Source organism: Streptomyces sp. P9-A2 (assembly GCF_036634175.1).
Lineage (GTDB): Bacteria > Actinomycetota > Actinomycetes > Streptomycetales > Streptomycetaceae > Streptomyces > Streptomyces pratens.
In genome coordinates, this window is sequence record NZ_JAZIFX010000001.1 from 5649814 (window position 1) to 5661720 (window position 11907).

Annotated in this window: 15 protein-coding genes; 6 read left to right on the forward strand and 9 right to left on the reverse strand. The window is 69.9% G+C overall.

The features are described from left to right. Positions 1 to 27: 27 nt before the first annotated feature. The 4 genes from V4Y04_RS25810 to V4Y04_RS25825 form a co-directional block, all read right to left on the reverse strand. On the reverse strand, positions 28 to 840 hold the full coding sequence (locus V4Y04_RS25810) for an AIM24 family protein (protein WP_332430708.1): 813 nt from the start codon (positions 838 to 840) through the stop codon (positions 28 to 30). Beyond that, positions 837 to 1487 carry an AIM24 family protein gene (locus tag V4Y04_RS25815; protein ID WP_332430709.1) on the reverse strand — a complete coding sequence of 217 codons (651 nt, stop codon included), beginning with the start codon at positions 1485 to 1487 and terminating at the stop codon, positions 837 to 839. The genes V4Y04_RS25810 and V4Y04_RS25815 overlap by 4 nt, the downstream gene beginning before the upstream one ends. Before the next feature lies 1 nt (position 1488). After that, positions 1489 to 2121, reverse strand: a complete 633-nt coding sequence (locus V4Y04_RS25820; RefSeq protein WP_332432999.1) for an AIM24 family protein — start codon at positions 2119 to 2121, stop codon at positions 1489 to 1491. A gap of 111 nt (positions 2122 to 2232) precedes the next feature. After that, positions 2233 to 3864 carry a transposase gene (locus tag V4Y04_RS25825; protein WP_332430710.1) on the reverse strand — a complete coding sequence of 544 codons (1632 nt, stop codon included), beginning with the start codon at positions 3862 to 3864 and terminating at the stop codon, positions 2233 to 2235. Between the two features lie 358 nt (positions 3865 to 4222). Between V4Y04_RS25825 and V4Y04_RS25830 the strand changes: the two genes are divergently transcribed. Together V4Y04_RS25830 and V4Y04_RS25835 are read left to right on the forward strand one after the other, a co-directional pair. Beyond that, positions 4223 to 4567, forward strand: coding sequence for a DUF3817 domain-containing protein (locus V4Y04_RS25830; protein ID WP_332430711.1), 345 nt, complete (start codon positions 4223 to 4225; stop codon positions 4565 to 4567). After that, complete coding sequence (locus V4Y04_RS25835; RefSeq protein ID WP_332430713.1) at positions 4564 to 4875, forward strand: MTH1187 family thiamine-binding protein; 312 nt, start codon at positions 4564 to 4566, stop codon at positions 4873 to 4875. The genes V4Y04_RS25830 and V4Y04_RS25835 overlap by 4 nt, the downstream gene beginning before the upstream one ends. Before the next feature lie 113 nt (positions 4876 to 4988). On the opposite strand, the gene V4Y04_RS25840 is transcribed toward V4Y04_RS25835, so the two are convergent. From V4Y04_RS25840 to V4Y04_RS25850, 3 genes are read right to left on the reverse strand one after another with little or no spacing between them, the layout of a single operon-like run. After that, positions 4989 to 5648, reverse strand: a complete 660-nt coding sequence (locus V4Y04_RS25840) for a TetR/AcrR family transcriptional regulator (RefSeq protein ID WP_332430714.1) — start codon at positions 5646 to 5648, stop codon at positions 4989 to 4991. Continuing rightward, positions 5645 to 6325 carry a DUF4166 domain-containing protein gene (locus tag V4Y04_RS25845; RefSeq protein ID WP_332430715.1) on the reverse strand — a complete coding sequence of 227 codons (681 nt, stop codon included), beginning with the start codon at positions 6323 to 6325 and terminating at the stop codon, positions 5645 to 5647. The genes V4Y04_RS25840 and V4Y04_RS25845 overlap by 4 nt, the downstream gene beginning before the upstream one ends. After that, positions 6322 to 7083, reverse strand: coding sequence for a hypothetical protein (locus V4Y04_RS25850; RefSeq protein ID WP_332430716.1), 762 nt, complete (start codon positions 7081 to 7083; stop codon positions 6322 to 6324). Before V4Y04_RS25850 ends, V4Y04_RS25845 begins: the two co-directional genes overlap by 4 nt. A 161-nt stretch (positions 7084 to 7244) precedes the next feature. On the opposite strand from V4Y04_RS25850, the gene V4Y04_RS25855 reads away from it, so the two are divergent. Continuing rightward, the gene (locus tag V4Y04_RS25855; protein ID WP_332430717.1) at positions 7245 to 7754 is read left to right on the forward strand and encodes a MarR family winged helix-turn-helix transcriptional regulator; all 510 of its coding nucleotides are present in this window, start codon (positions 7245 to 7247) and stop codon (positions 7752 to 7754) included. Between the two features lie 27 nt (positions 7755 to 7781). Here V4Y04_RS25855 and V4Y04_RS25860 read toward each other — a convergent pair whose 3' ends face one another. Together V4Y04_RS25860 and V4Y04_RS25865 are read right to left on the reverse strand one after the other, a co-directional pair. Beyond that, positions 7782 to 8309: a GNAT family N-acetyltransferase gene (locus V4Y04_RS25860; RefSeq protein WP_443080085.1), complete on the reverse strand. Its 528-nt coding sequence runs from the start codon at positions 8307 to 8309 to the stop codon at positions 7782 to 7784. Continuing rightward, complete coding sequence (locus tag V4Y04_RS25865) at positions 8306 to 9208, reverse strand: XRE family transcriptional regulator (protein ID WP_332430719.1); 903 nt, start codon at positions 9206 to 9208, stop codon at positions 8306 to 8308. Before V4Y04_RS25865 ends, V4Y04_RS25860 begins: the two co-directional genes overlap by 4 nt. Before the next feature lie 587 nt (positions 9209 to 9795). Here V4Y04_RS25865 and V4Y04_RS25870 point away from each other — a divergent pair. The 3 genes from V4Y04_RS25870 to fxlA all read left to right on the forward strand — a co-directional run bounded on the left by V4Y04_RS25870 (position 9796) and on the right by fxlA (position 11820). Then, positions 9796 to 10224 carry an ATP-binding protein gene (locus V4Y04_RS25870; protein WP_332433000.1) on the forward strand — a complete coding sequence of 143 codons (429 nt, stop codon included), beginning with the start codon at positions 9796 to 9798 and terminating at the stop codon, positions 10222 to 10224. Positions 10225 to 10340: 116 nt separating this feature from the next. Next, the gene (gene fxlM, locus V4Y04_RS25875; RefSeq protein ID WP_332430720.1) at positions 10341 to 11576 is read left to right on the forward strand and encodes a methyltransferase, FxLD system; all 1236 of its coding nucleotides are present in this window, start codon (positions 10341 to 10343) and stop codon (positions 11574 to 11576) included. Positions 11577 to 11628: 52 nt separating this feature from the next. Beyond that, the gene (gene fxlA / locus V4Y04_RS25880) at positions 11629 to 11820 is read left to right on the forward strand and encodes an FxLD family lanthipeptide (protein WP_332430721.1); all 192 of its coding nucleotides are present in this window, start codon (positions 11629 to 11631) and stop codon (positions 11818 to 11820) included. The last annotated feature ends 87 nt before the right edge of the window (positions 11821 to 11907 follow it).

The following is an 11907-nucleotide window of genomic DNA, read 5'->3' on the forward strand; positions in this document are numbered from 1 at the left end:
TCGATGTCACACTCCGCAGACTACCGCTCACAGCCCGAAGCGACGCTGGAGGTCCCCCAGCTGTCCGGGAAGGCGCGGTGCCCCCGCGCCCTGTCCGTGCGCTCCGGTCCCGCCGCCGCCGGGCACTCCCGCCTGCTGCGGAGTGGCCCCCGTGGCCTGCTCCGGCATCAGCGACTCGGACGACTGCAGCAGTACGGTGCCGGCCCCGACGAACTCGAACTGGTGCTCCTCGCCGGAGGCCCCGCCGAGGCCCGTCAGTGCACGTAGACCGCCCATCACGCCCGTCATATACCCGTGGTCGTAGTGGTGGCACGGGGAGGGGCAGTCCGCCCACCCGACCAGCGCCTGCGGGTCCACCCGGAGCGGGGGTTCCATGAACACCACGGGGCCGTTCGAGACGGCCACGAACTTTCCGGTTCCGATGAGTGTCAGGAAACCCGGCACGATCGACTGCTTCAGCGACAGACTTGGCTGAAAAGCGAGCAGATTGCCCGAGCGAACGGTCAGATTGCCGTCCTCGAGGTCGTACGCATTCACATCGAGCGCCCGGTCGGCGAGGAGCATCTTGCCCGAACCCTCCGCCACGACCCAGTCGCTCGCGTGCAGAGGCGAATGGAACGACGTACGGACAAGTCGGTCGAGCCGGCCGTGCCCGATGCCGTTGAACTCGATCGTGCCGTAGTAGGCGATCATCTTCCCCTTCTGCAGGAACCACTGGCTCCCGGCGAGCTCCACGCAGAAGGTGTAGGGATCGACGTTGTCGTCGGACGGCAGCGTCGTCGGGTCGAAGACCGTGACGCCGGGCTGCGGGCCGCCGCCCTGAGTTCCGTAGGTGCTCAAAGCTTCTCCTCCGACGCCTGGACGAACACCGCGCCGCTGCCGCTGAGCTCCAGTTGGAACGCCTCGCCGGAGCCGCGCCCCACCATGTCCCGCCAGCCGAGCGCGGTCGACAACTTGTTGCGGACGGCGCCGTGATGGGCGACGTAGGCCTGCGGGTCGACGTGGATCGGACGCTGCGGTGTGATCGGGATCTCGATCACGCCCCCGTGCGCCATGACCGCCACGGAGCCGTGCCCCTTGAGTGTGGTGGTGAACAAACCCTGCCCGGAGACCTGGCCCCGGACCATGCCCATCACCCCGCCCTGCGAGCCCAGGAACATCGTGCCCTGCTCCAGCGTGCCCTCGAACGCCAGCAGGCGGTCCGCCTCGACGTACAGGGTGTCCCCGGAGAGGTTGATCACCTGGATGTGGTGGCCGCCGTGCCCGAACAGGACCGTGCCGCTGCCCTCGACGGTCATCAGGGGCGTGTCCTCGCCCGCCACCCGCCGGCCGATCATCGACCGGAGCCCGCCCTGGCCGCCCATCGTGTTGGGGGTGAAGGCGACCTCGCCCCGGTAGGCGAGCATCGCGCCGCGCTGGCTGAACAGCCGCTGACCGGGCACCAAGGTCGCCTCGACGACCTTCGAGTTGATCTCCTGGAAGGGCATGTCAGACGTCTCCCGCGATCGTGTTCCGCTCACTGGGCTGGACGTACACCAGCCCGTCGCCCTCGAACCGCATCTGGAAGGCCTCGCCGCCGCCCTCCCCGAGCAGCGTGCGGAACGACACCCCGGACTGGAGGGACTGTCGAAGATTCCCCTGGTGGGCCACATAGGCGCCGGGGTCGACGGTCAGCGGGTACTGCGGAGCGACCCGGAGCAGTACCGCGGGCCCGTCCGACATGATCGCCGCCTGGCCGTGTCCCTCGACGGTGGTCGTGAACAGCCCGTTGCCCTGGGAGGCGCCGCGCAGACCGGTGAAACTGGTCCCCGTGCGCAGGCCGCCGTCGGTCGCCAGCAGGTTGCTCGACTCCACGTAGAGCGTGTCCCCCCGGAGTCCGACCAGATTGATCTCGGCGGCCCGGTCCGCGAACCAGCAGACCCCGCGCCCCTTCACCTCCATCACCGTCATCTGCTCACCGGTCAGCCGCCGGGTCACCATCCCTCGGATGCCGTCCCCGCCACCGCTGAGCTTCTTGAACGCCATGTCGCCGTCGTACGCGACCATCGAGCCGTTCTTCGCCTTTACGGCGTCCCCGGTCATCTCGACGGCGAGCACCTTGCTGCCCTGAAGTCGGAACATCGCCACGTGGGTGACGGTAACCGCAGCCCCGCCCTCATAACAGGTCCTGTAGGGGGATGTGCACCCCGAAGATCCCCCTAGGGAGTGCACCGCGCCGGACCAGGACCGTTCCTAGTCAGTGAGCGGGAGTGGGTCCTGGACCCGTTCCCGCTCACTGCGGACGCCCCGAACGGTGTTGGGTGTCCTGGTCGCCCGCGTTCGTTCCGCGTCCGGCGGCACGGATCGTGTCCGTGGTCCGGGAAGGCGGCGGCGGGGTCCCTCACGCCCGGGAGCATCCGGTCCGGCCTGGACGGTCCGATGCCCGCATCCATCACTCCGGTGGGTGCGGGGCGGTGCCGTCCGACGCCGGAGGGGATGCCCCTGGGCGCGTCGTGCGATCGCGATGCTCGCGGCATCGTGTCGGCTGGTTTTACGGTTCTTGCTGGTCAGGGGTTTCTGCCAGTGCTGGGCGCCCCACTTCGAGGTGTAGGCCGGATCCACGGCGACGACGGTGATCCCCGTCCGGTCGGCCATCGAAACCAGGCGGGCGCGGAGCCGGCCGGTGGGCAGACCGGAGACCAGATGCCGAAATCGCCTGTTGCGACCGTGTTTCTCGCGGGTCTTCTCCGCGGTGAAGTCCAGATCCTCCACCGCGATCGCCCGCACCCCGCAGCTGCGGGCCCAGTTGAGCAGCCGGGTCAGGGCGTGGCGGAGCTGGGCGTCGCGGTGGCCGGCGGTGCCGGTCAGGTCGTAGCAGAAGCGGCGCGGGCTGCCGGTCGGGTTGCCGTGCACGTCCAGGCGCCAGGCGGCCAGGTGGTCGGCGTTCATGTCCACCCCGATCACCCCGTGCGCGAGCGCCGCCGCCAGAGGCACCGCCGGGGATGCGGGGAGCTGCCAGGAGGCGGTCACATACCAGCGGGCCCGGGCCGGGTCGTGGTGGATGCGGTAGGCGATGGCCCGGTTCGCCGCCACCCGGTCCGCCCACTCCTGCCCCCGGTGCGCAAAGGCCGCCCGGCCGGTGAGGACATACCGGCCGTGCGGGGCATTCGCCCACTGCTTGAGCGGGGCGGGCAGCCGGATGCTCACCTGGCCGTCCGGGCTGATGCGGATCGTCTCGTTCCCGTACCGCTTCCCGCTCTCCCCGTCCGCCCGCAGAAACCAGCGGGCCGCCTCCCACCGTGCACGCCACTGGAGCTCGGTGAGCTGCGCGGCGGGCAGCTGGTGCCGCATCCGGGCCAGACGCCCGCCGCCGCGCACCACGCGCACCCGCCCGGCCGTCCAGTCGGCGCGTTCCCGCGCCAGCCGGTCCTCCAGGACGTGCAGGCGGCGGGCCTTGGCATGCCACTCCCGCCGACTGCGATAACCCCCCGGCACCCGCTTGCCGCCCTTCTGGCCGAGTGGCAGCGCCAGCCGGTGGCGCAGGGTGCGCACCCCCGATTCCAGGTTCTGGAGGTGGGCGAGCGCACTGCGGCGGGCCAGCGCCCACTGCTCGTGCGTCGCCTTGGTGATCGCGCCCGCCCAGCGGGCCGAGGAGAGCGGGGTCAGCTCCCGCTTGCGCACCGCCCACGCCTGCGCATCATGCCCGGGGCCGTCGTGGCAGCGTGCCTTCAGATCGCGGCAGGCCAGCGTGCCCAGATGCGCGCCCACCCGCCGCAGCACCTCCTCATCGCGAGCGGTGAGCTGCTTCAGCCGGGTACGGATGGCCACCCCCGACGGACCGGGGACGACAAACGGCGCCGCGAGCTTGCGCAGTCCTTTGTCCACCCCTACATCCCCGCCCCTCGGCCCGGCCCGGAAAACTTGCTCACCCCACCAACGAGCACCACCCGCCAAGGTCACGCATTCGGCAGACGAACCCCCATTCCCCCCTTCCGGCAGGACAGCACCCACCCCCGGCCGTGACCGCGCCCATCCGCGCTCACTCACGCACACCAGAACACACCCGTGCTCAGCCAAACCCCAACAGCTCCCCACCCCCTCCGGTTGATCGCGGGCGGGGTTTGCCACAATGGGCGAGCGCTTGTGCGTGCGTTCACAAAGCGTCAGGCACAGGACAACGGATCGGGCCGCCGGGCCCGGTACGACTCGTAGATACCGCTGTCTCTCCCACCGAAGGTGATCCGTGGACCTCAAGACCGCCAGTGCCCTCCGCCGCCTCCGCCTGGTATCGGGCCCCGAGGCGATCTCGTTCCTGCTGCTCCTCGTGGCCTCGGTCCTGAAGCGGACCACGGAGTTCAACGCCGTCCCGGCGCTGGGTGCGATCCACGGGTTCCTCTTCGTCGTGTACGCGCTCTTCTGGGCCGACGCCTGGAACCGCGCCAAGTGGCCGCTGAAGACCGCCGCCTTCTACTTCCTGATGTCGGTCCTGCCCACCGGCGGCTTCTTCGCCGAGCGCCGGCTCAAGCGGGAGACCGAGGACGCGGTGATCGCGTCCCGCGCGGGCAAGGAAGGGGTCGTGGGCGCGTGATCGTCGCCTTCTCCGTGACGCCGCTCGGTGTCGGCGAGGACGTGGGGGAGTACGTCGCCGACGCCGTGCGGGTGGTTCGTGAGTCCGGGCTGCCGAACCGCACCGACGCCATGTTCACCTCGGTCGAGGGCGACTGGGACGAGGTCATGGACGTCGTGAAGCGCGCCGTGGCGGCGGTCGAGGCGCGCGCCCCGCGCGTGTCCCTGGTCCTCAAGGCGGACATCCGGCCCGGGATCGAGGACGGCCTCACCTCCAAGGTCGACACCGTCGAGCGGTACCTGGACCGGGGCGCGGACGAGAGCCGGTAGGCGATAGCCAGGAGCCAGGAGCCAGGAGCCAGGAGCCAGGAGCCAGGAGCGGGGCGCGGGGCGCGCGGGCGCGGGGCGCCGGTGCCGCCCCGCGCCTCACCCGCGCCCGCCCCTCACCCGCGCCCGGCCGTGCGGCGCAGGTGATGGCGTACCGCGCGGTGGGCGACCGGGCCGAGGCCATCCAGGGCGGCGACGAGGATCCCGAGCTGCTCCAGGGCGTCCAGCGCCGCGCCCGCACCCGCCGGGTCCACCCCCTCGTACAGTTCGAGGCCCACGAAGGACGCCGCCACCGCGCGGGCGAGCCCGCCTGCGTCGGCGAACTCACCGAACGGGGTGCCGGGCAGGACCCGTTCGAGGACCTTCTCGATCTCCACGATCCACAGGTCGAGTCCCGCCGACGTCGCAGCCTTCAGGCTCTCGTGGGTCTGGGCGCCGGCCAGCAGCTGCCCGAGCAGGGCCACCTGGCCCGCGGCGCGCTCCTCCTCGTGCATCTCCCGCCCGAAGGCGAGGAGCTCCGCGAGGGAATCGACCTCCGCGAGACGGATGCGGTAGCGGGCGACCCGCTGCTCGGCCCCGTGGCGGCAGGCGGCGGAGAGGAGTTCGTCCACCGAGCCGAAATGGTAGAAGACCAGCGCCTGGTTGACCCCGGCCGTCGTGGCGATCGCCCGCGCCGAGGCCTTGGCGATGCCCTGTTCGGCGAGCGTGCGCAGGGCGCCCTCCAGCAGCTTCGTCCTGGTGCTGTCGGCGGTTCGGGTGCCGTCGGCGGGGCTCACGCGCGCGGCTCCTCACGGACCGGGCGCAGACCGGGGCGCACCCCGCACGCGCGGATGTCGCTGTAGACGGCGGTGAAGGACCCCTCGTAGCCGAAGAGCGGTCCGAAGCGGCGGTTGGTGACGTCGACCCGGATCCGGAAGCGGCCGGCGCGTTCGTCGTAGGACTCGCGGACCTCGGCCCTCGCGCCGACGGTCTCGGGCACGCGCACGTCCACCGGTCCCTCCCGGAAGCGGTGCTCGCCCGAGCGGATCAGCAGGGAGCCGTCGGGTTCCGCGCGGAAGTGGAGGTCGGTGGCGAGATGCTGGTGGGTGCCGAGGTAGTCGACGATGCGGTCGCCCCGGGGGCCCAGCACCATCTGGGCGTCGAAGCGGCGGGGGCGGCCGGGCAGCTGGAAGGTGCGCACGAAGGTCACCGTTTCACGGCCGAAGCCGTCGGTGTACGGCACGTTCTCGATGGTGAAGGGGATGTGCCGGCCCTGCCGGGGGACCAGGATGTGCCGGGTCGCGCCGAGCGCCAGGAACGGCTTCACGAAGGCGCCGCCGTGCCAGACGCGGTCCATCACGCCGTGGCCCGTACAGGCCTCGCCGCTCGTCAGGCCGACGGAGAAGCGGCGTCGCAGCGCGGGGTGGAGGCGGTCGAAGTCGGCGCCCATCACGGTGCGGAAGATCGAGGTCATCGCGGGGTCTCCAGGGTGCGCAGCAGCCGCGGCGGCCGGACCGGGTCCGGCGGGGTGCGCAGACAGCGGCGGGCGGCCGGGGTGCGGGCCGGCGGCGGGACGAGGAGCGCGGCGGCGATCGCCGCCATGAGGAGCAGCGGGGACAGGAAGGCTCCCGCGGAGCCGAGCAGGGCGACCGGCCTCAGGGCGAGGACGGTGCCGGCGGCGGTGATCACCGCCGCCCGGAGCGTCAGGCCCGTCAGCCAGTTGCGGCGGGCGCGCTCGGGAGTGACACCGTGCTCCAGCCAGATCCGGAGCCGGTCGAAGGACCAGGCCGTCGCCCAGCCCATCAAGGGGCGCAGCACCAGCCGGTCCGCGAGCGCCCCGGCGGCGCCCCAGCGGGTCCGGTAGTCGTACCCGGTCAGGAAACGCACCCCGCCCCCTTCCCCGGTCCCGTCGTCGGGCACGTAGCGCCAATAGCCGCTGCCGTCCGCGAGCAGGGAGAGCGGGTGCGGGCAGGAGAAGCGGAGCGCGGAGGTGCGGGTGCCGTCCGGGCGCTCCTTCTCACCGGCCGAGACACCGGTGCCGGAGAGGGTGAGGAACGGCAGCACGCGCGTGGCGTAGCGGAAGTGCCGCGGCTCGTCCTCACCCCCGGCACGCGGGAGGTGGCGGATCTCGGTGAAGCGCAGGTCCCAGCGCTGGTGCTCGGCCGGGCCCTGGGTGCGCGCCCACAGCTCGTCGAGCCCCGCGCGGACGCGTGTCTCTATGTACAGCCTCATACCGCCCCCTGTCAGCAGCGTGTTTGAGCGACCGCTCAAATACCGCGACAGGGAGCGTACGTTGTTTTGAGCGAACGCTCAATCATGAGGGGCCGCGCAGGATCCGATCGAGGGGCGAGACGGGGCTGACCAGCATGTGACCGGCCGGTAGGGTCTGCTGCGTGCCGAAGCCGCTCAGTCTCTCGTTCGATCCCATCGCCCGTGCCGACGAACTCTGGAAGCAGCGCTGGGGGAGCGTGCCGTCCATGGCCGCGATCACCTCGGTCATGCGCGCCCACCAGATCCTGCTGGCCGAGGTCGACGCGGTGGTCAAGCCGTACGGGCTCACCTTCGCGCGGTACGAGGCGCTGGTGCTGCTGACCTTCTCGAAGTCCGGCGAGCTGCCGATGTCCAAGATCGGCGAGCGGCTCATGGTGCATCCCACGTCCGTGACGAACACCGTGGACCGGCTGGTGCGGTCGGGCCTGGTCGACAAGCGCCCCAACCCCAACGACGGCCGCGGCACCCTCGCGAGCATCACCGACAAGGGCCGCGAGGTCGTCGAGGCGGCCACCCGCGACCTGATGGCGATGGACTTCGGCCTCGGCGCCTACGACGCCGCGGAGTGCACCGAACTGTTCGCGATGCTCCGGCCGCTGCGGCTGGCGGCGGGGGACTTCGACGAGGAGTGAGGCTTGCCGTGGCGGGAGTGACAGCCCTCAGGGATGCAGCCGCTTCACCATGACCGCGTACAGCGGCGAATCGGCGAACGGCCGCTGCTCGCCCGCCTTCTCGTAACCCCACGTCTCGTACAGCTCTTGCACCTTGGGGTGGGTCACGTCGACCAGGAGTACGGCGAGATCCTCGCCGCGCTCATTCAACAGGGCTGCGTGCAGACGATCCGAGATGCCCTGTTTCCGCCACCGCGGACGCACCATGACCTCGGAGACGGCGTAGGTCGAGGTGTAGCCGTTGTTCGGCTCGAACTCGGTGGAGCGCCACCATTCGCGGCCCGGCGGCAGCGGCGCGCCGTACGCGAAGCCGGTCGGCTCGTCTCCGTCGAAGGCAACGACGCAGGTGAAGCCGTCCATTCCTGACCAGTGGTCAATGAACCAGGGAAACCGCTGGTTGAACTCGTTGTCCATCGCGTCGGCGTAGGAGTCGGCGTGCACCTCGATCAGCATGCGCTTGAAGCCTTCCGGAAGGCTTCCCTGACTGTAATGCCCCAGGTCGATTACTCTGGTCACGCTCGACTCCATTCCTCTCGCATGCGGTCTGCCCAGTCGCGGGCGTACGTTGTGGACGGTGCCAGCCGGAGCAGTTCCCGGTGGAAGTCTCCGATCAACGTGCGCATCCGTCCAGGCAGTGGAGCGCCCTCCACGATCGTGAAGACGGTGGCCGCGGTGGCTGTGGCCTGTTCTGGCTCTCCCTGACGGAGTTGTGCGAGGGCGAGCTGACACGTGGCCAGGGCGCGGTTGCGTTGGAACTCTCCCGGAATTTTGGCCAGCGCGCGATGCGCCATCGCTTCGGCGTGGGCGGACTCCCTGTTGTGGTTGAGGATGATGGCCGCGAGGTGATTGAGCTCGGCCGCTCCGTAGAACGCGGTCCATCGGGGACGCTCGTCCTCGGCAGCCTTTCCGAGGGTTTCCTGCGCGGTGCCAAGAGCCCTCTTGGCGGCTTGCGGGTCCCCGAGTGACGAGTGGGCAAGGGCGAGCCGGACCCGGCCCATGGAGCCGAAGAACGGGTCCCTGCGGGCGGCTCGGGTCGCGTTGGCCGCTTGGGCTGCGGCGAGTTGCTCCGGTCCGTTCTTCCGCTGGTAGGCGAGCATGGCGATGTTGATCCACACGCGCATTCCCGTGGGCGGGTCCTGGGACAGGCCGGCGAACGTGGCCGACTCGTTCAAGTACCTCTGCGCCATGTCCAGGTCGCGCAGGTCGATGCACGACCAGGCCGCGATGGTGGTGTACTCGGCCGCGAGTGCGTACAGGGCGCGGCGCACCCGCTCGCCGGCATTCCGCTGCTGGAGTTCCAGAACCTTGATACGGCCTTCGAGGGCCGAGGAGACCAAGGACGTGTGCCCGCCTTTACGGTCGTCCGCCTCCACGAGCCGGTTCATGTCGGCCGACGCGCGCGCTACATCGCTCATACCCACTGACCGGCGCTGCTTGACGATGGGCACAGCACTCGCTGCAGATCCAGTGGTGGAGACGATGAAGTTGCGACGCCGCACGGGATCCTCCGGAGGGTGCTGCATGGAGCTGGGTGCGCTGAACCCTAAGTCCGCCACGGGGCAGCCGAACACATGCTCAAGTGCCACGCAAGTGCGTCCGATTGGGCGTCGGCTTGTCCCATTGAGCAGGTTGCGGACTGTCCGTGAGGAGATTTCTCCCGGTCGGCCGGTGATCTCATGTAGTGCCTTGTTGAGTTGGTTAGCCAACTCCTCTTGCGTAAGGCCGAGTTGATTCATCCGACTTTGCAGGATGGGGTTCGCTCCCATGTGCCGAACGTAGCGCCTTTGTCACTGCGGTGACCAGATCGCAGGTAATGCGAACGCAAAGCCTTCCGGTCGGTCGGCGTGCGCGAGACCGGGACTTTGCCTGTTGCTCGCCGCTCGTGGCTCGTTGACTGGTTACCAGCCGCCGGGTCCGCGCTCGGGCGGCGGCTTGAAGGAGAGCCCGGCCTCGGCCCCGTCAGGGCCGGGCCCCCCACGCCGGAGGGAATGACCTCTTGACCATGACCGCTGAAAGAACAGTTGTGACCGGTGCCTCCGGTTGTATCAAGGTGGAGCTGCCCTGTGTCCCCGAGTCCGCGGGGCGCGCCCGCGCCTTCATCTCCGGCGTTCTGGCTGGTTGGGGCCTGGAATCGGACCTGGCCGACCTCGGAGAGGCCATCGTCTCGGAGTTGGTGACCAATAGCGTCGACCACACCGAAACACGCCTGACGGAGATTGTCGTCGAGCGTCGGCTCGACAGCTCTATTCGCATCGGGGTGTCTGACGGATCGCAGGCCGCTCCCTGCGTGGAGAAGGCCACCGACGATGCCGAAAGTGGCAGGGGCCTGTACCTGGTCGACGCGTTGAGCTCGCGTTGGGGCTACGACCTGTACGGCTGGGGCAAGGTCACCTGGGCTGAAATCAAGGCTCCGGCAGGAGCAAGCCGGTGAGCGCCATGCGCGCGCGTACCCCGCCGTGCCGAACGCTGAGCCCCTGACGAAAAGGCCGCGCGGCTCACTGCGCACCACCTGGCCTACCCCCCAACACGTACGTGCGAAGGAATTTCATGACCAAAAAGACCGTCGAGCCCGACGAGGCGACCCGCCTGCGGAACCTCGTGGTGGACGAGCTGTGCGCGGATGGCACGATCTCTTCCCCGGAGATCGAAGCGGCGATGCGCAAGGTCCCCCGCCATGAGTTCGCCCCCGACACGCCGCTGAACAAGGCGTACGAAACACACGCCGCCGTGATCACCAAGACGGACGAGCACGGCGTGCAGCTCAGTTCCGTCTCCGCTCCGCAGATCCAGGCCATGATGCTGGACCAGGCCCAGGTGCGTTCCGGCATGAGGGTGCTGGAGATCGGCTCGGGCGGGCTGAACGCGGCCTACCTCGCAGAACTCGTCGGTGAGGGCGGCGAAGTCGTCACGGCGGACATCGACCCCGATGTCACCGAGCGCGCTCGGCGGCTCCTGGACGAGCACGGCTATGACAGGGTTCGCGTCGTCACCGCGGACGCGGCCGAACCGATCCCGGACCTCGGTGAGGTCGATGTCGTCATGGTGACCGCCGGAGCCTGGGACATCTCTCCGGCCTGGACCGCGCAGCTCAAGGACGGCGGCCGGCTTGTGGTGCCGCTGCGGATGCGGGGCCTGACCCGGTCAGTGGCCTTCACCCAGGTCACGGGCGAGCACGGCACCTGCCTGGAGAGCGAGTCGGCGCGGATCTGCGGCTTTGTTCCCATGCAGGGCTCGACCGCCCACCGGGAAGAACTTCTGTTGGTCAACGGCACCCCGGAGATCGGACTGCGGTTCGATGACGGCCTGCCGGCCGACCCGCAACGGCTGGACAACGCCATCACGACACCACGCCACGAGCAGTGGACCGGCGTCACCATCGGCCTCCAAGAACTCCTTGACACCCTTCAGATGGCCATGGCGATCAGCCTGCCGGGCTTTTGCACGATGGCCGTCGATGACGACCTGGACACCGGCCTGGTCGCCCCCTCGAACAAGCGGTTCGCCCTCGCTGCCGTCGAGGACGACACCTTCGCCTACCTCGTCACCCGCCGCACCGAGGACAACAAGCACGTCGAGTACGGCGTACACGCCCTTGGCCCGAACGCGAAGCAGCTCGCCGACAAGATCGCTGACGTGCTCCGTGGCTGGGAGGCCGACCGGCGCGGCGGCCCCGGACCGGTCATCCGCGTCCATCCGGCCGACACCCCCGACGACCAGATCACGGCCGACCAGGTCATCGACAAGGTGCACAGCCGGATCTCGCTCTCCTGGCCCTCGGCGTAACGCCGGGAGCCAGGCCGTCCCGCACCACCCGAAGAAGAGAAAGGACACCACCATGACGAGCGCCACCCTGACCCCGCCCGCCGTGTCGGCGGACATGGACGACGACTTCGCGCCCCTGGACGTGAAGGTTGTCGTCGCGGAGTACCCGCACGGCAAGCTCATGTGCACCACCGGCGACGGCTGCGGCACCACCTGCGCGACCGGTTCCTCCGCCTGCAACTCCTTCGTGGAGGACCCGGCCTGATCCAGGCCGTCTGTCTGGTGGGCCGGACGAAGCGCTGCGTCCGGCCCACCAGCACCTCTCCCCTCCCGCGCCCCGCCTGAAGGAAGG